The organism is Dietzia sp. NPDC055343, from assembly GCF_053645265.1.
Map to the genome: position 1 here is coordinate 1 of NZ_JBSHMJ010000039.1, position 18,416 is coordinate 18,416.

14 protein-coding genes are annotated in these 18,416 nt (G+C 69.7%); 9 read left to right on the forward strand and 5 right to left on the reverse strand.

Annotation, left to right across the window (positions count from 1 at the left end):
• Positions 1-878 (reverse strand): hypothetical protein (locus ACWIE7_RS15435; RefSeq protein ID WP_454069855.1); only part of this gene is annotated, 878 nt, incomplete at its 3' end.
• Positions 879-948: 70 nt separating this feature from the next.
• On the opposite strand from ACWIE7_RS15435, the gene lspA reads away from it, so the two are divergent.
• The 6 genes from lspA to ilvA all read left to right on the forward strand — a co-directional run bounded on the left by lspA (position 949) and on the right by ilvA (position 9,343).
• Positions 949-1,587 (forward strand): signal peptidase II, encoded by a 639-nt coding sequence (gene lspA, locus ACWIE7_RS15440; RefSeq protein ID WP_452099503.1) that lies wholly within the window; start codon positions 949-951, stop codon positions 1,585-1,587.
• Entirely contained in the window at positions 1,580-2,506 is a 927-nt protein-coding gene (locus tag ACWIE7_RS15445) for an RluA family pseudouridine synthase (protein WP_452099504.1), read from the forward strand. Before lspA ends, ACWIE7_RS15445 begins: the two co-directional genes overlap by 8 nt.
• Positions 2,503-3,273 carry a hypothetical protein gene (locus tag ACWIE7_RS15450; RefSeq protein WP_454069856.1) on the forward strand — a complete coding sequence of 257 codons (771 nt, stop codon included), beginning with the start codon at positions 2,503-2,505 and terminating at the stop codon, positions 3,271-3,273. The genes ACWIE7_RS15445 and ACWIE7_RS15450 overlap by 4 nt, the downstream gene beginning before the upstream one ends.
• Positions 3,274-3,559: 286 nt before the next feature.
• Complete coding sequence (rarD, locus tag ACWIE7_RS15455; protein WP_454057144.1) at positions 3,560-4,444, forward strand: EamA family transporter RarD; 885 nt, start codon at positions 3,560-3,562, stop codon at positions 4,442-4,444.
• A 33-nt stretch (positions 4,445-4,477) separates the two neighbouring features.
• Entirely contained in the window at positions 4,478-8,026 is a 3,549-nt protein-coding gene (dnaE, locus tag ACWIE7_RS15460; protein ID WP_452099506.1) for a DNA polymerase III subunit alpha, read from the forward strand.
• A gap of 33 nt (positions 8,027-8,059) precedes the next feature.
• On the forward strand, positions 8,060-9,343 hold the full coding sequence (ilvA, locus tag ACWIE7_RS15465; RefSeq protein WP_454069865.1) for a threonine ammonia-lyase IlvA: 1,284 nt from the start codon (positions 8,060-8,062) through the stop codon (positions 9,341-9,343).
• Positions 9,344-9,458: 115 nt separating this feature from the next.
• On the opposite strand, the gene treZ is transcribed toward ilvA, so the two are convergent.
• Positions 9,459-11,273 (reverse strand): malto-oligosyltrehalose trehalohydrolase, encoded by a 1,815-nt coding sequence (gene treZ, locus ACWIE7_RS15470; RefSeq protein ID WP_454069857.1) that lies wholly within the window; start codon positions 11,271-11,273, stop codon positions 9,459-9,461.
• Between the two features lie 88 nt (positions 11,274-11,361).
• Between treZ and ACWIE7_RS15475 the strand changes: the two genes are divergently transcribed.
• Both ACWIE7_RS15475 and ACWIE7_RS15480 read left to right on the forward strand, forming a co-directional pair.
• The gene (locus ACWIE7_RS15475; protein WP_454069858.1) at positions 11,362-12,039 is read left to right on the forward strand and encodes an IMPACT family protein; all 678 of its coding nucleotides are present in this window, start codon (positions 11,362-11,364) and stop codon (positions 12,037-12,039) included.
• Positions 12,040-12,043: 4 nt separating this feature from the next.
• Positions 12,044-12,286: a LapA family protein gene (locus ACWIE7_RS15480; protein WP_452101001.1), complete on the forward strand. Its 243-nt coding sequence runs from the start codon at positions 12,044-12,046 to the stop codon at positions 12,284-12,286.
• Positions 12,287-12,308: 22 nt separating this feature from the next.
• Here the strand turns inward: ACWIE7_RS15480 and ACWIE7_RS15485 are convergent, their stop codons facing one another.
• The gene (locus ACWIE7_RS15485) at positions 12,309-13,010 is read right to left on the reverse strand and encodes a nitroreductase (protein WP_452101016.1); all 702 of its coding nucleotides are present in this window, start codon (positions 13,008-13,010) and stop codon (positions 12,309-12,311) included.
• 346 nt (positions 13,011-13,356) lie between these two features.
• Here ACWIE7_RS15485 and ACWIE7_RS15490 point away from each other — a divergent pair, with 346 nt between their 5' ends.
• Positions 13,357-13,728 carry an RNA-binding S4 domain-containing protein gene (locus ACWIE7_RS15490; protein ID WP_452101002.1) on the forward strand — a complete coding sequence of 124 codons (372 nt, stop codon included), beginning with the start codon at positions 13,357-13,359 and terminating at the stop codon, positions 13,726-13,728.
• A gap of 35 nt (positions 13,729-13,763) precedes the next feature.
• Here the strand turns inward: ACWIE7_RS15490 and ACWIE7_RS15495 are convergent, their stop codons facing one another.
• Together ACWIE7_RS15495 and glgX are read right to left on the reverse strand one after the other, a co-directional pair.
• A complete protein-coding gene (locus ACWIE7_RS15495; RefSeq protein ID WP_454069859.1) occupies positions 13,764-16,253 on the reverse strand; it encodes a malto-oligosyltrehalose synthase in 2,490 nt (829 codons plus the stop codon).
• 2 nt (positions 16,254-16,255) lie between these two features.
• Entirely contained in the window at positions 16,256-18,400 is a 2,145-nt protein-coding gene (gene glgX / locus ACWIE7_RS15500) for a glycogen debranching protein GlgX (protein WP_452101004.1), read from the reverse strand.
• Positions 18,401-18,416 lie beyond the last annotated feature (16 nt).

Below are 18,416 nucleotides of genomic sequence, written 5' to 3' on the forward strand. Positions count from 1 at the left end.
ACGGTCAGCTCGCCGGAGCCGGTGATGTCGTAGGTCTCCACGTCGAGGGTGACGCCGGGCCCGCCGTCGGGGGCCGGGGCGGTCAGGGTGTCCGCTACGTCCGGGGCGGTGGTCTCCGTTCGGACGGTGGCGAGGTCGCCGTCGAGCTCGACGAGTTCGTAGGTCACGACGCGCGTCGATGCCACCGCGTCGTCGACCTGACGGGTGGCCGTCCATCGGGCACCCTCGCCGATCGCCTCGGTGGGGAAGACCACGGTGGCGTCCGAGATGGCGTTGGCGGCGATCTCCACCGCCGCACGGGCGGCGTCGGAGGCGTCCACGGGTGCGGCGAGCCCCAGCTCGCGAATGCTGCCGTCCGCGCTGCGCGTCCATGTCGCCGTGAACCCCGGGGCCGTGGAGAACTGGGCGGCACGCAGCTCGTCCGTGGAGGTGAATTCCCGGACCGTGACCGCGGCGCGCTGGGCCCCGTCCACGTCGGGCTCGGAACGACCCTCGAGGGTGAGGGTCTGCGCGGGGGTCTGATCGACGCGCGTCTGGGCGCCCGGCACCTCGGTGCGCGCGGTGCCCGACTGGGACACCTCGACCGTCGCCGGCTCGCGGGAGGGCCCGTACGACAGGACGCGCCGCTCGCTGGCCCCGGCGTCCAGGACCTCGACCACAGGCGCGGGGCCGGGATCGACCGTCGCCTCGGGTTCCAGGGACTGGTCGTCCGCGGCGACGCTCGAGCCGCCGGCGCCGGTCGAGGGGTCCTCGGGCCCGGAATCCCCGCAGGCCGCAGCGCCGAGGAGCGCCGAGGCCGCCACGGCGGAGGCGAGGAGTCGACGGCCACGGCGGGCGGCGCGGGGGCGGGCGGGGGCACTGTGCGATCGCGGTTCCACGGCACCGAGCCTAGAGGGTGGCCCACCCGCGTCATCCGGCTCGGCGGCGTCATCAGGGATACTGGGTCCCATGACGGACACCAACGAGACGCGGTCGGACGCGACGGGGCACACGCCCGGCCCGGCACCCGCGAGCGCGGCGCCGGGCTACTTCGCGGCAGGACCGACGGTCATGCTGGTGATCGGTGTGGTGGTCGTGCTCCTCGATCAGCTCGCGAAGGTCCTCGCGGTGATCGGTCTCGAGCCGGGCCGGCCGATCGAGCTCATCGGGGAGAACGTCCGGCTGGTGCTCATCCGCAACCCCGGCGCGGCGTTCTCGATGGGCACCGAACTGACGGCGGTGCTGAGCGTGGTCGCGATTGTCGTGGTGCTGGCGCTGATCTGGTTCTCGCGCCGGGTCCACTCGCGCTGGTGGGCGTGGGGGCTGGGCCTGATCATGGGCGGTGCCGCCGGTAACCTGGTGGACCGCCTGGTGCGCGACCCGGGTGTCCTGCGCGGCCATGTCGTGGACTTCATGTCCGTCGGCTGGTGGCCCGTGTTCAACGTGGCCGACTCGTGCCTCGTGGCCGGCGTGATCGTCGTCGCCGTCGCGGTGTTCCGCAACATCGACTACGACGGCACCCTGGCCTCGGACCGGTCGGACCGGGCGGACAGGCCGAAGCGCACGGCGGTCTCCGACAACGGTGGCGAGAAGACCGCCGATGGGTGAGGTCCGCACCTTCCCCGTCCCCGACGGCCTCGACGGCATGCGCGTCGACGCCGGCGTCTCCCGACTCCTGGGCATCTCGCGCACCGCGGTGGCCGACCTCACCGCGGAGGGCAAGGTCCTGCTCGACGGGCAGACCGTCGGCAAGTCGGACAAGCTCACCGGGATGAGCTGGATCGAAGTCGAGATGCCCGAACCCCGGGCCGAGCCCGCAGTGATCGCCGAACCCGTCGAGGGCATGACGGTTCTGTATTCGGACAGCGACATCGTCGTCGTCGACAAGCCCGTGGGGGTCGCGGCGCACGCCTCGGTCGGCTGGACCGGTCCCACCGTGATCGGCGGCCTCGCCGCCGCCGGGTACCGCATCTCCACCTCGGGCCCGCCGGAGCGCAAGGGCATCGTCCACCGCCTCGACGTGGGCACGTCCGGCCTGATGGTGGTGGCCGCGTCCGAGCGCGCCTACACCCTCCTCAAGCGCGCGTTCCGCGACCGCACCGTCGACAAGACCTACCACGCGCTGGTCCAGGGGCACCCCGATCCGCTGTCGGGGACCATCGACGCGCCCATCGGGCGTCACACGTCGTCGGACTGGCGCTTCGCGGTGACCTCCGACGGCAAGCACTCGATCACCCACTACGACACCCTCGAGGCGCACCAGGCCGCCACCCTCGTCGAGGTGAAGCTCGAGACCGGTCGCACGCACCAGATCCGAGTGCACTTCTCGGCACTGCACCATCCGTGCGCGGGTGACCTCACCTATGGCGCGGATCCCGTCCTGGCCTCGCGACTCGGGCTGGAGCGGCAATGGCTGCACGCGGTCGGACTGGGCTTCGAGCATCCCGGGACGGGCGCGCGCGTCGACTTCGCCAGCTCCTACCCCGACGATCTCCAGCACGCGCTGGACGTGTTGCGCTCGGCATGACCGTCGCCGCGCGGGCGGCCAGGGTCGCGGGAGTGGGGGTGGTGATCGTGCTGGCGCTGGTCACCATCCTCACCGCGCTGCGCACCGAACTGCCGCGCGCGCCGGGCGTGATGAGTGACGCCGTGGGGCCCGATCCGGGCGAGCCCGTGGCCGAGTATCTGGAGCGCGCCGCCGCGTCGCTCGACGTGGGGGCGGGAGACGACCACCGCGACGACGACGACACCACCGGCTCCCCGGACCCGTCCACCGATCCCGATACGGATCACTGGGCGCTCGTCTCGGCGGTTCAGGCCTGGTCGGTCGCGGACGCGGATGCTGTCGCCCGGGGCCTGCCGCGCGTGTCCCGGCTGATAGCGCAGGTGCCGGTGGAGGGCGTCGCGATGCCGGTGGCCGAGGTCGTCCTGGCCGAGCCGGTGGCGGGGGAGTCCTCGCGCGAGCCGGCGTTCGGTCGCGGCCTGGACGGGGTGGTCAGCGGGCTCGGGGCGGGTCGCGAGCCGGGGCCCGGAGACGTCGGCGCCGATCGCGGGGCGCAGACGTCATCGCTGACCGCCGCCCGGATCCGGGACGGGGATCCGGCGATCGTCGGGCTGCTCGTCCGCGGTACGCCCGAGCAGTTGCGCGCGGTGTCCGGACGGCCCGGCGTCCGGGCGGTCGAGGCACTGCCCGCCGACGCGGTGTCGGGGCGTTTCGCCGTGCGGCCGCTCCTGCCGCAGCACGTCCGGTCGGCCTCGCCGCTGCCAGACAGTGCTCCTGTCCCCGCCAGCTGACCGACGTCGGCCGCCTGACCGACGCCGGCCGCCTGACTGAGGCCGGCCGCCTGACCGACGTCGGCCGCCTGACCGCGGCCCGGCCGTAGTCGCGGGCCCTGCTCGCGGCGGAGGTGTCCGCGGGGGCGGTTCCCGGGGGCGGGCCGACACCGTGTCGCGGCTATGGTTGCGGCGATGAGCAGGTGGCGCGAATGAGCAGGTGTCGGCAGTGAGCGGCGGCGATGAAGGAGTGCGGGCGAGCGGGAGCACGGGCCCGGCGGCCGTCGACAAGCCCGTCGCCGGTGGGATGGCCGCGGGCGTGGCCGCCTACACCCTGTGGGGGTTCTTCCCCGCGTTCTTCCCGCTCCTCGAACCCGCGGGCGCCCTGGAGATCCTCGCCAACCGCATCGTGTGGTCGCTGATCGTCATGGCGATCGTGCTCACGCTCCTGCGCCGCTGGCGCGACCTGCGGGCCGTGGACCGGGCATCGTGGGTCTGGATCTCCGGCGCCGCGGTGTTCGTCTCCGCCAACTGGGGCGTGTACGTGTTCACGGTCAACTCCGGGCGCGTCACGGAGGCGGCCCTCGGATACACGATCAACCCTCTGGTGAGTGTGTTGCTCGGGGTGGTCATCTTCGGTGAACGACTCACACGCCCACAGTGGTCGGCCGTGGGCCTCGCCGTCGTCGCCGTCGGCGTCTTGACCGTCGGCTACGGTCACTTTCCCACCCTCTCGGTGATTCTCGCGGTGAGCTTCGGCCTGTACGGGGTCTTCAAGAAGAAGCTGCGGGTGGACCCGGTGATCGGCATGACCGGCGAGGTGGCGGTGATCGCTCCACTCGCCCTGGCCCTGCTCCTCTGGCTCGGCGCGACCGGGGCGGGCACGTTCACCGGCTTCGGCCCCGGGCACACGGCGATGCTCGTCGCCTCCGGGCTGGTCACGGTGGTGCCGCTTCTGCTGTTTGCCTTCGCTGCGCAGCGCATCCCCCTGGCCACCGTCGGCATGCTCCAGTACATCGTCCCGGCGCTGCAGATGGCGTGGGGACTCATCGTCGTGGGGGAGCGGCTCGACGCCGTGCAGTGGGTCGGTTTCGCCCTCATCTGGGCAGCGGTCGTGGCGTTCACGCTGGCAGGGAGGTCGCCGCGCAGGGCGTACGTCGGCAAGTCGAAGGCTGTCGTAGATCCGTCCTAGACTGGGCCGGACAAGTCCTAGGAGGAATGCTGCGTGGGCGGATCCCAGTTCGTGCATCTGCACAATCACACCGAGTTCTCGATGCTCGACGGGATGGCTCAGATCGATCCCCTGTTCAAGGAGGCGTCCCGGCTCGGGATGCCCGCGGTGGGGATGACGGACCACGGCAACATGTACGGGTCGTCGGACTTCTACAAGGAGGCCGTCAAGTCCGGCATCAAGCCGATCATCGGTATCGAGGCCTACGTCGCGCCGGAGTCACGTTTCAACAAGAAGCGCGTCCTGTGGGGCGAGAAGCATCAGAAGGCTGACGATGTCGCCGGTTCGGGTGCCTACACGCACATGACGATGGTGGCGGAGAACGCCACCGGTCTGCGCAACCTCTTCCTGCTGTCCTCTCTGGCCTCCTACGAGGGCCAACTAGGCAAGTGGGCCCGTATGGACGCGGAGATCCTCGCCGAGCACTCCGAGGGGATCATCGCCACTTCCGGCTGCCCGTCTGGTGAGATCCAGACGCGGCTGCGGCTCGGGCACATCAAGGAGGCCTACGAGGCCGCTGAGAAGTGGCAGTCGATCTTCGGCAAGGACAACTTCTTCCTCGAGCTGATGGACCACGGGATCGACATCGAGCGTCGGGTCCGCGAGGACCTGCTCAAGCTCGGCAAGGACCTCGGGATGCCGCCGCTGGTCACCAACGACTGCCATTACGTCACCCGCGACCAGGCCCACGCCCACGAGGCCATGCTCTGCGTCCAGACCGGTAAGACGTTGGCCGACGAGAACCGCTTCAAGTTCGACGGGGACGGGTACTTCCTCAAGTCCGCCGAGGAGATGCGTGCCCAGTGGGACTCCGAGGTCCCCCAGGGGTGTGACAACACGCTGTGGATCGCCGAACGCGTGCAGTCCTACGAGGACATCTGGACGCCCAAGGACCGGATGCCCAAGTTCCCCGTGCCGGAGGGCGAGACGGAGGACACCTGGCTGGCCAGGGAGGTCCACAAGGGCCTGCAGTGGCGCTTCCCGGACGGCGTACCGCAGGAGTACATCGACCGCGCGGAATTCGAGCTCGAGGTCATCAAGGGGAAGGGCTACCCGGGCTACTTCCTCGTGGTCGGTGACCTCATCGAGCACGCCCGTTCCATCGGGATCAAGGTCGGGCCGGGCCGAGGCTCGGCCGCCGGCGCGCTGGTCGCCTATGCGCTCAAGATCACCAATATCGATCCCATCGAGCACGGTCTGCTGTTCGAGAGATTCCTCAATCCGGAGCGACCGTCCGCGCCGGATATCGATATCGACTTCGATGATCGTCGCCGCGGCGAGATGATCCGCTACGCCTCCGACAAATGGGGCGCGGACAAGATCGCCCAGGTCATCACGTTCGGCACCATCAAGACCAAGGCCGCCATCAAGGACGCCGCACGCGTCAACTTCGGGCAGCCCGGTTACGCGATCGCCGACCGCATCACCAAGGCGCTGCCGCCGCCGATCATGGCCAAGGACATCCCACTGTCCGGCATCACCGATTCGGGGCACGAGCGTTACGGCGAGGCGGCCGAGGTCCGCCAGCTCCTCGAGACGGATCCGGACGTCAAGCGGATCTACGAGACCGCCCGCGGCTTCGAGGGCATGGTCCGTCAGGCCGGCGTGCACGCGTGTGCGGTGATCATGTCCTCCGAGCCGCTGCTCGACGTGATCCCCATGTGGAAGCGCGCACAGGACGGGGCCCTCATCACCGGGTGGGACTACCCCTCCTGTGAGGACATCGGCCTGCTGAAGATGGACTTCCTCGGCCTGCGGAACCTCACCGTGATCGGTGACTGTCTGGAGAACATCAAGCTCAACCGCGGCGAGGAGATCGACCTCGACACCCTGAGCACCGACGACCTGCCCACCTACGAACTGCTCGCCCGGGGCGACACCCTCGGCGTGTTCCAGCTCGACTCCGGCGGTATGCGCGAGCTGCTCAAGCGGATGAAGCCGACCGGCTTCAACGACATCGTGGCCGCCCTCGCCCTGTACCGACCCGGCCCGATGGGCATGGGGACGCACTGGAACTACGCCGATCGCAAGAACGGCAAGCAGGAACTGGTGCCCATCCACCCCGAGTTGGAGGAACCGCTCAAGGAGATCCTCGGCGAGACGCACGGTCTGATCGTCTACCAGGAGCAGATCATGGCCATCTCCCGCGAGCTAGCGGGATACACGGCCGGCGAAGCCGACGGCTTCCGTAAGGCTATGGGTAAGAAGAAGGCCGAGGTCCTGGCCGCCGAGTACGAGAAGTTCTCCGGCGGCATGTTCGAGCGCGGCTTCTCCAAGGACGCCGTGGACGCCCTCTGGGGCACCATCGAGCCGTTCGCCTCGTACGCGTTCAACAAGTCGCACGCCGCCGGATACGGCCTGGTCTCCTTCTGGACCGGTTACCTCAAGGCCAACTATCCGGCCGAATACATGGCCGCACTGCTCACCTCGGTGGGTGACGACAAGGACAAGGCCGCCCTGTACCTGTCCAACTGTCGCCAGATGGGCATCCGTGTCCTGCCGCCGTCGGTCAACGACTCGCTCACCAACTTCGCCTCGGTGGGCACGGACATCCGCTTCGGCATGGGCGCCGTGCGAAATGTCGGCGCGCACGTGGTGGAGTCCGTGGTCGCCGCACGCGAGGCGAAGGGCGCGTTCACCGACTTCTCGGACTATCTGGCCAAGATCGACCAGACGGCCTGCACCAAGAAGGTCACCGAGTCGCTCATCAAGGCCGGCGCGTTCGATGCTCTCGAACATCCGCGCAAGGGCCTGTTCCTCGTCCACGCGGACGCCGTCGAGTCGGTGATGTCCACGAAGAAGGCCGAGGCCGTCGGACAGTTCGACCTGTTCGGTGGGGGAGACGACACCGGGGCCGACAACGGTTTCGGTGACGTGTTCGCCGTCCGCGTGCCCGACGAGGAGTGGGACACCAAGCAGAAGCTCGCGCTGGAACGCGAGATGCTGGGCCTGTACGTCTCCGGGCACCCGCTCGACGGACTCGAAGCCGCACTCGAGGCCAAGACAGACACGACCATCGCGACGATCCACGAGGGCGAGCTCGCGCACGGAACCGCGGTGACGATCGGCGGGATCATCTCGGGCGTCGACCGCCGGGTCAACAAGAACGGCGAGCCGTGGGCGATCGTCACGATCGAGGACTTCAACGGGAGCGTCGAGGTCCTGTTCTTCCCCAAGACCTACCGGATCGCGGCGCTGGACATCGCGGAGGACGCGGTGGTGCTGGTCAAGGCCCGTATCAACATCCGCGAAGACCGGGTCTCGGTGTTCGGCGACACCCTCGAGGTGCCGGACCTGGTGGTCGGCGGGAACGGAGCGCCGCTCGCGCTGACGCTGGCCACGCGGATGTGCACCATCGAGACGGTCACCGCGCTCAAGCAAGTCCTGGGCCGACATCCTGGTCCGTCGGATGTTCACCTGCGGCTGGTCAGCGGGGACTCGTCCACGGTGCTGCGGCTCGACGATCATCTCCGGGTCGAGACCTCCTCCTCGCTCATGGGCGATCTCAAGGCGCTCCTGGGCCCGGGGTGTCTCACGGGCTGACCGGTTGGCGGCGGCGACGGTGGCGGTGGGAGACTGGTCGTCGTGACCTCCACTGACGCCGCCACCGACCAGGCCGTGACAACCGACGACATCGACGCCGCCGCCCGGCGGATCGGCGACGTGATCAGGTCGACCGATCTGGACATCAGTGAGCGGCTCAGCGAGCAGACCGGTGCGCGGGTCCTGCTCAAGCGTGAGGACCTGCAGGGCGTCCGCTCGTACAAGATCCGTGGCGCCTACAACCTGATGGCGCAACTGGGCGAGGACGAGCGCAGCGCCGGGGTCGTGGCGGCCAGTGCCGGTAACCACGCCCAGGGTGTGGCGTTCGCCTGCCGGGTGCTCGGCATCAACGGGCGCATCTACGTGCCCAACAACACGCCCAAGCAGAAGCGTGATCGCATCCTGTCCCACGGCCGCAACTGGGTGGAGCTGGTGGTGACCGGCGCGAACTTCGACGCCGCCCAGACAGCCGCGTGCGGCGACGCCGACCGGACCGGAGCGACTCTGGTCCCGCCGTTCGACCACCCCGCGACCATGGCCGGCCAGGGCACCATCGCCGCGGAGATCCTCGCGCAGCTCGACCGGGCGCCCGACGCCGTGGTGGTACCGGTCGGTGGCGGCGGCCTTGTCGGGGGGATCGCCACGTATCTGGCCGAATACGCGCCGGACTGCAAGATCATCGCGGTTGAGCCCGCCGGCGCCCCCTCCCTCACCCGGGCGCTGGAGGCGGGGGAGCCCGTCACCCTCGACACGGTCGACACCTTTGTCGACGGGGCTTCCGTCGCGCGGCTCGGCGAGCTGCCGTTCGAGGTGATCTCCTCCATGACGGATCGGATCCGGGTCCTCACGGTGGACGAGGGGGCGGTCTGCACCGCCATGCTCGACCTCTATCAGACCGAGGGCGTCATCGCCGAGCCCGCCGGGGCTCTCGCCGTGACCGCGCTGGAGCAGCTGGACATCGACGAGGGCGCGACGGTCGTCTGCATCGTCTCCGGCGGGAACAACGACGTCTCGCGTTACAGCGAGATCATCGAGCGCTCGTTGGTCCACCGGGGGCTCAAGCACTACTTCCTAGTCAAGTTCCCCCAGGAGCCCGGCCAGCTGCGCCGCTTCCTCGACGAGGTGCTCGGCCCGGAGGACGACATCACCCAGTTCGACTACCTCAAGCGCAACAACCGCGAGATCGGTGCCGCCCTGGTCGGCATCGAACTCGGCTCGCCGACGGGCCTGCACTCCCTCCTCGAGCGGATGGATGCCTCGCGCATCGAATGCGAGCGGCTGGAGCCCGGTACCGCCGCGTACGAGTACCTCACCTGAACCGTCCTCCCGAGCCCTCCCCTCGTCGAGAAGAGCATTGCGCGCACGTTGCGCGAGTAGAGATGTTCCAAACACTCTTCTCGAGGGGGCACGGCGGGAAGCGGTACCCCGTCGATCAGCCGGCGTCCTTCTTCAGTACCGCGAATCCGAACGCCTGGCAGAACACCGAGTCCGTGTCGGCGACCGCTCCCGAGGCCAGCAGCGCCTCGCCGTCCAGCGGAACCCGGCACCGTTCGGTACCCAGATTGACCACGAGGGCCACCGATCCGCGGTGAACGACGAGCCACCGGTCGTCCGCCGCCTCCGTTCCCGTCTCGACGCGGACAGAGCCCAGCCACGGATCACTGAGCTCCGGCTCGGCTCGCCGCAGGGCGATCAGCTCCCGGTATGCCCGGAGGATCCCGGCGTGCGGCTCGGCGGTCTGCTCGGCGCGGTCGAGTTTCGACCGGTGGAACGTCTCCGGGTCCTGCGGGTCCGCCACCTCGGCCGGGTCCCAGCCCGTCGCCGCGAACTCCCGCCGCCGGCCACCCCGCACCGCCTCGGCCAACTCCGGCTCGGGATGCGAGGAGAAGTAGCAGAAGGGTGTCGCTGCACCCCACTCCTCGCCCTGGAACAGCATCGGGGTGAACGGCGAACACAGCACGATCGCCGCCCTGGCCAACAGTTGCTGCGGTGACAAGCTCATCGACGGCCGATCGCCGGCCGCGCGGTTGCCCACCTGGTCGTGGGTGAGCGTGTAGGCGACGAAGCGCGATCCAGGAAGGCGGCCCACGTCCACCGGCCGGCCGTGCACCCGGCCCCGGAACGACGACCACGTCCCCGCATGCACGAACGCCCCCGTCAGCGCCTGACGCAGCGCCTCGAGTGAGCCGAAATCCGAGAAATATCCCTGCCGTTCCCCGGAGATCGCGGCGTGGACGGCGTGGTGCACGTCGTCGTCCCACTGGGCGTGCAGTCCGAGACCGCCGGCCTCCCGCGCGGTGATCGTCCGCGGATCGTTCCGGTCCGACTCCGCCACCAGCGACAACGGCCGCCCCAGATGTGTGGACAGCGACTCCGTCGCCACTGCCAGCTCTTCGAGCAGGTGCACCGCCGAGCCGTCGTGCAGGGCATGCACCGCATCCAGCCGCAACGCGTCCACATGGAACTCGTCGAACCACCGCAGCGCATTGTCGATGATGTATCGCCGTACCTCGCCGGAATGCCGGCCGTCCAGATTGAGCCCCGACCCCCAGGGTCCGTCAGCCGCTGACAGATACGGCCCGAACTCCGGCAGGTAGTTCCCCGACGGCCCCAGGTGGTTGTAGACCACGTCCAGACACACGGCGAGCCCGCGCGCGTGACATGCGTCGACGAACTCCTGGAACGCGTCCGGTCCGCCGTACGCCTCGTGCACCGCGAACCACGCCACGCCGTCGTAACCCCAGCCGTGCTCGCCGTTGAAGGCGTTCACCGGCATCACCTCGACCATGTCCACGCCGAGGGCGACCAGTTCGTCCAGATGCTCGATCGCACTGGTCAGGGTCCCGCCGGCCGAGAACGTGCCCACGTGCATCTCGTAGATCACCGACCCGGCCAGCTGCCGCCCCGTCCAGGACGAATCGGTCCAGCGCGCCGGGTCGACGCGGTGCACCCGTGACAGCCCGTGCACACCGGAGGGCTGCCGCGTCGATCGCGGGTCGGGTCGGGCGGGGCTCCCCTCGTCGTCGTCGCCCGTCAGCACGAACCCGTAGTCCCTGCCCTCGTCGCGGCGCAGGTCCGAGGCCCACCATCCGTCGTCGGTGCGGTGCATCGGGATCGGGGTGGCGTCGGCGGAGTCGAGAACCAGGCCGACGGCTCGGGCGTGCGGCGCCCAGACCGAGAAGACGTCATCGAGAGGATCGGGCGAGGGATCGCGGTGGGAGTTGGTCGCGTGGTGCGGGGAGGTCACACGGCCCAGGGTAGGCAAGTGTCGCGCGGGATGTGCGGGGCCGCGGGCGGTCGGGCGGGGCTCCGTTCGGACCGTGATACTGGGGGGCATGGACCAGACCGCGCCCCGCGCTCTCCGCCTCAACGCCGGATCGGACGTGACGGGGGAGTACGAGGAGAAACGCTCCAGGTTCGTGGCGGTGTTGCGCAGGTGCGACGACGACGAGGCCGCCCGCGCCCTGATCGCCGAGCTCCGGGCCACGTATCCGACCGCCCGCCATCACTGCAGCGCCTACCTGGTGGACGTGGACGGCGCCGGCCGGATCGAGCGGTCCAACGACGACGGTGAACCGTCCGGGACCGCGGGAACCCCCATGCTGGACGTACTGCGTGGCAGCGGGCTGACCGGTCTGTGCGCGGTGGTGGTGCGGTGGTTCGGCGGCACCAAGTTGGGCACCGGCGGGCTGGCCAGGGCGTATGCGGCGGCGGTGACGGACGCGGTGGACGAGGCGTGGCGGGCCGGACGCGTGGTGGAGGTCGTGCAGACGCCGGCCTGGGTCGCCGAGGTCGACCACGCCGTGGCCGGTGGACTCGAGTCGGCCCTCCGCGCGGCCGGGGCGCAGGTGCTGGATGTGGACTACGGGCGGCGGGTGCGGTTGAGCGTGGCCGGCGAGTTCGAGGTGCTCGGACCGATCCTCGCTGCCCGTACGTCCGGGGGCGTCGAGTGGGAGTCCGCAGGGGTCGCGACCACCGAGAACGCGGTATCGCGCCGGGATGTGGAATCCTGAGTACATGAGCATGCAGCCCTACCAGCCGAACTCGATCGAGCTCCGGAAGCAGCAGGTCCGCAAGAATTCGCGGAACACCGCGATCGCGCTGGGCGTGACGGTTGTGTCTCTACCGCTCGCCTTCTGGGCAGCGAGCTCGTTCATCGTCCTGGCGATCCTCGCCGGGATCGCCACCGTCTACTACGGACTCAAGGTGCGCAAGGGCATCAAGGGGCCGGATTCCCCGCGCGGACAGATCGGGTACTGACGGCCCCGGTCACCGTCCCGGCTCAGTCGTGCCGACGCACCACATCCGCGAGCTCGGCACGCTCGGTACGGAACGCGTTCGCGGGGTGCTCGGTGTCGGCGTGGCCGAACGCGATTCCGCACACGATCAGCCGGTCCTCCGGAATGCCCAGGTGCTCGCGGACCCCGTCCGAGTACAACGCCAGCGCGGCCTGCGCGCAGGTCGCCACACCCAGCGATGACGCCGCCGCCAGGAACGTGGACACATACGCGCCGCAGTCCACCGCGCCGTAGGTGCCCAGCCCCGCGTCGGACGTGATGATGGCGACGTGCGGGGCGCCGAAGAACCGGTAGTTCTCGAGCATCTGACGCGCGCGGGCGTCGTGATCGGACCGCTCGATCCCCAGCGCCGAGTAGAGCCCGTACCCGCTGGCCCGGCGGCGGTCGCCGTACACGCCGTCATAGCGCTCGGGTGCCGGGAGATCGGATCGCATGTCGCTGGACACCACGTAGTCCGTGAGGGCCTTGCCGAACGCGGCCGTCGCATCACCTGACACCAGGTCGATCTGCCACGCCTGCGAGTTACACCACGACGCGGTGCGCTGCGCCATTCGCAGGATCCGCTCGATCGTCGCCTCGGGAACCGGCTCCGGGGTGAATGCTCGGCAACTGTGGCGATCCTCGAGGATCCGCTCGAGCACAGCAGCCGCATCCGAGCCAACGCCGTCGTCGGTCGTGCTGTCGATGGCGGGAGCTGTGACGGTCTCGAAATTGGTGGTGGCGTCGGACACGGGGCCTCCAGAGGGGAGTTCGCTACTTGTGACGTCAGTCTCCCACGAGTGAGAGCAAGAGCTGTCGCCGCCGTCTCGTGAACCTGCTCTCGTGCCGTCTGAAGGTTGCTACGAGTCCGCGGTTGGCCACGACATCAGCCGGCACCCATCGGGTTATTCGGCACCTATCGGATCCCATAGGTTTTCCGCAATCCGATGGGTCTCGCGGGTAGGGCGTTGGCTCGAGTAAACCCACGCGGGACGGGACGTGGGGGTGGCCCGGCGTGTGGGCCGGTGATGAGCAGACGGATACGCTCAGATCATGGGAGTTCGGGTGGACGCATGGACCTGGTCGGTGCGGTTGTTCCCGTCCCGCACCAAGGCGGCAGCCGCGTGCAGGGGCGGGCACGTCAAGGTCAACGGCGAGGCGGTGCAGCCCTCGAAGAGCGTGGTCCCCGGCGACCGGGTGCAGGTCACGGGCGCGCTGGGGCGGATCCGCATCCTCGAGGTGGTCGAGACCGTCAGCAAGCGGGTGGGGGCGCCGGTGGCCGCGACCTGCTTCATCGACCATTCGCCCCCGCCGCCGCCCAGGGAGATCGTGGCGTCCCAGCCGAGGCGGGATCGGGGCGCCGGCCGGCCGACCAAGCGGGAGCGGCGCGAGACCGACCGGCTGCTGGGCCGCGAGCCGCGCTGAGCCGCTGCGGGGGCGCAGGCTCGGCGCCGTCGGTCCTACTGACGGACGATGACGACGACAGGGGCCGCCGCCAGCAGCTCACCCACGTCCACGCGGCCCGAGATCTCGGCACCATCGGGGCGCACCACCCACGAACCCGCGGGCAACTCGGCGACCGTCCCGAGGAACTCGTCGGCTGCCTTCGCTGCCGTGCGTAGTCGGGCGATGAGTCCGACCGCGGGCCGGCTCCCGTCGGCGGCGGGCCCGAGAGACCGCCGGAACGCCACGACGTCGGCGGCGGCCGGGCCGTGCACCGGTATCGGCAGGTACGCGCCACCGGCCATCGCCTCCGGATGTTCGCGCCGCAGCCTCAGGAGTTCGCGCACCAGCAGGAATTTGGGATGCCCGGCCCGCGCGACCGCCCCCGACCGCAGCGGTCCGAAGTCCACGAACCGGCGGTTGTCGGGGTCGACGAGCGAGTCCTCCCAGACCTCCGTGCCCTGGTAGACGTCCGGCACGCCGGGCGACAGCAGTTGCACGGCCTTGGCCACGAGCGAATTGTCCCGACCGGCAGGCGCGATGCGCTCGACGAACGCGCTCACCGCCCCGGCCCCGGAGTCGATCAGCGCGTCAATCCACCGGTGCATCCGCGACTCGAACCCGGCATCCTGGTCGGTCCACGTCGTATGGACGGCGGCCTCGCGCATCGCCTTGTCGGCGTACGCGTGCAGTCGCGAGCGAAGCTGCTCGGACGGGCCGCCCGGCTCCGGCCACACGCCCACGATCACCTGTAACAGGAAATACGCGGCGTCTTCGGCGGGCGGTGGGAACTCGTCGAACACCGCCGCGACGAATCCGGCCCACTCGTCGGGGACCTGGGACAGTACGGAGATCCTGGCGCGGACATCCTCACCGCGTTTGGTGTCGTGGGTGGACAGTGCCGTCATGGCCCCCGGGGTGGAGGCAGCCCGCTCGGCCATCGTCAGATGGAACGCCTCGACCGACAGGCCCATCCGCCCCGGCGACCCGCCCACCTCGTTGAGCGAGACGAGCCGACCGAGCCGATAGAACAGCCGGTCCTCTTCGGCTTTCGCGGTGGCGGCCCCGGTGACCTGCGCGAGCCTGACCGACGCCTCGCCCCCACGGGCGAGGGCGCGGGCCACGAGTGCGAGCACGCCTTCCAGCTCGGGTCGCTGACCTCGCAGTACATCCACGAGGAGCGGGAGCGTGCCATGCAGGACGGGATAGTCTGCCCGGTAGAACGGCGTCAGCGCGATCACGGCGAGCAGTGCCTCCCGCAGGTGGGCGTCGGCGCCGGTGGTGACCTCGTCGTCGGGACCATGGCCGTCGGTACCGGCACCGTCGCCACCACCGCCGCCACCACCACTGTTGCCACCACCACCGTCGCGGCGCACCGCCCGCACCAACCGCGCCAACTCGGGCGCCAGGTCCTCGCTCACGATCCGGCGCTTGATCTCCGCGGACTGCGCGTGCACCTGCGCCTCGTCGCCGGACTCGCCGCAGAACTGCGCGGCCAGCTCGGACAGCCGCGCCTCGCCGCGGGCGTCGACCAGCAGCTGGTCGATGAGGCGCAATGCGTCGTACCCGGTGGTTCCGTCGACGGGCATCGCCGGATCCAGCAACTCGGGCGGCGTCGTGGCGTCGCCGGGCGCGAGGATCTTCTCCAGCAACAGCCAGCGCTCGTCGCCGACCAGCTCGCGGAGCCGCCGTGTGTAGTCCACGGGATCGGCCAGCCCGTCGGGGTGATCGACGCGGATTCCGTCGACCAGATCCTCCTCGCACCACCGGCGCACCTCGGCGTGCGTGGCGTCGAAGACGGCCGGGTCCTCCTGCCGCAGCCCTGCCAGGCCGGTGACGGTGAAGAACCGCCGGTAGCCCAGCAGCGGCTCGCGCCAGTGCACCAGCCGGTAGTGCTGCCGGTCGTGGACCTCCCGCGCCGAGCCACCGTCGGTGCCGGGGGCTGGCCCGTCCGTGCCGGGCGCGATCGGGAACCGGTGCTCGTAGAAGTGGAGCTCCGCCTCACCGCTGGGAGTGTCGGTGGGGGCGACGACGACGAGGTCCGCCACATCGTCCGGCGATCCCAGCACCGGGATGGCGATCCGACCGTCGGCGCCGTTGGCGGGGGACGTGTCGAAGTCGAAGAACGGGTAATACGGTGACTCCGGGCCCCTGCGCAGGGCATCCCACCACCAGGGGTTGGCGGCCGGCTCGTCCACACCCAGGTGGTTGGGCACGATGTCCACCACCAGGCCCAGTCCGTGCTCCCGGCAGGCGGCCCGTAACTCGCGTAGTCCGTCGATCCCGCCGAGCTCGGTCGAGACCGTGGTCGGATCCACCACGTCGTAGCCGTGGGTCGAGCCGGGCGTGGCCTCGAGGATCGGCGACAGGTACACCGCACCCACCCCGAGGTCGGCGAGGTAGGGGAGCAGATCGCGGGCGTCGGCGAGGGTGAAGCCACGGCCGTCGGGGTCGGAGGAAGGGGTGCGGAGCTGGAGCCGGTAGGTGCTGGAGGGGAGCCGGCGCACGGTCAGCTCAGCTTCCGCAGGACCACTGTCGAGCGGCCGTCGACCGAGAGGGAACCGTCGGCCGGCAGAGCGGGGGTCTCGTCGCCCGTGTGGCTCGCGGTGTCCAGGACGACCTGCCACTCGTGCGCGTACTCGCTGCCCAGGAGGGCGAACTCGATCGGCTCGTGGTGGGCGTTGAACAGCAGCAGGAACGAGTCGTCGATGATCCGCTGGCCACGCGCGTCCGGCTCGTGGATGCCCTCGCCGTTGAGGAACACGCCCAGGGACTTGCCGAAGCCGGAGTCCCAGTCCTTGCTGGTCATCTCGGAGCCGTCCGGGGCGAACCAGGCGATGTCCTGCGGGTCCTCCTCGCCGCGCAACGGTGTCCCGAAGAAGCGGCGGCGGCGGAACACCGGGTGGTCCTTGCGCAGCCGGATGAGTGCGCGGGTGAACTCGAGGAGGTCGGTCTGTTCCTCGTCGAGCTCCCAGTTCATCCAGGCGAGCTCGTTGTCCTGGCAGTACACGTTGTTGTTGCCGTCCTGGGTGCGGGCGATCTCGTCACCGTGCGCGATCATCGGCGTGCCCTGGGACAGGATGAGCGTGGTGAGCAGATTGCGGCGCTGCCGGTGGCGCAGCGCGAGCACGTCGGGGTCGTCCGTGGGGCCTTCGACGCCGCAGTTCCAGGAACGGTTGTGGCTCTCGCCGTCGTTGCCGTCCTCGCCGTTGGCGTCGTTGTGCTTCTCGTTGTAGCTGACCAGGTCGTTGAGGGTGAACCCGTCGTGCGCGGTGACGAAGTTGATCGACGCGGTGGGACGGCGGCCGGTGTGCTCGTACAGGTCGGAGGATCCGGTCAGTCGCGAGGCGAATTCGCCCACGGTGGCGGGCTCACCGCGCCAGAAGTCGCGAACCGTGTCACGGAACTGCCCGTTCCACTCGGTCCACAGCGGAGGGAAGTTGCCGACCTGGTAGCCGCCCTCGCCGACGTCCCACGGCTCGGCGATGAGTTTGACCTGACTGACCACCGGGTCCTGCTGCACCAGGTCGAAGAACGACGACAGCCGGTCCACGTCGTGCAGACCGCGCGCCAGGGTGGAGGCCAGGTCGAAGCGGAAGCCGTCGACGTGCATCTCGAGGATCCAGTAGCGCAGCGAGTCCATGATCAGCTGCAGGGAGTGCGGGTGCCGCACATTGAGCGTGTTCCCGGTTCCGGTGTAGTCCATGTAGTGCTGCTCGTCGCCCTCGACCAGCCGGTAGTAAGCCTGGTTGTCGATGCCCCGGAAGCCGATCGTCGGCCCCAGATGGTTGCCCTCGGCCGTGTGGTTGTAGACCACGTCGAGGATCACCTCGATGTCCGCGTCGTGGAAGGTCTTGACCATGGCCTTGAACTCGGCCACGGCGTCGCCCGGCTTCTCGGCGAACGCGTACTCGTTGTGCGGGGCCAGGAAGCCGAAGCTGTTGTAGCCCCAGTAGTTCCGCAGCCCCAGGTCGATCAGGCGCTGGTCCTGCATGAACTGGTGGACGGGCATCAGTTCGATGGCGGTGACGCCAAGGTCCTTGAGGTGCTCGATGATCGCCGGGTGGCACAGTCCGGCGTAGGTGCCCCGCATCTCGGCCGGAACATCCGGGTGCGTGGCGGTCATGCCCTTGACGTGGGCCTCGTAGATGACGGTGTTGTGGTATTCGTGCCCCGGCGCGCGGTCGTTGCCCCAGTCGAAGAACGGGTTGATCACCACGGTGGTCATGGTGTGCCCGAGCGAGTCGTCGGTATTGCGCTCCGCGGGATCGTCGAGGTCGTAGCTGTGGAGGCTGGGGTCGCCGTCGAACGCACCGCTGAACGCCTTGCCGTACGGGTCGAGCAGGAGCTTGGACGGGTCGCACCGCAGCCCCTGCTCGGGCTCGTAGGGTCCGTGCACGCGGTAGCCGTAGCGCTGGCCGGGGGTCACGCCGAGCAGGTAGCAGTGCCAGATGTGGCCGTCGACCTCGGTGAGTTCGATGCGCGACTCGACGCCGTCGCGGTCGATGAGGCAGAGCTCGACCGCCTCGGCGACCTCGGAGAACAGCGCGAAGTTGGTGCCGGTCCCGTCGTAGGTCGCGCCGAGTGGATACGCGGTGCCCGGCCAGGAGCGGACGAGTTCGGGAGCGGACGGCTGGGGGTCGGCGTTGGTCACGAAGTCCAAGAGTAGT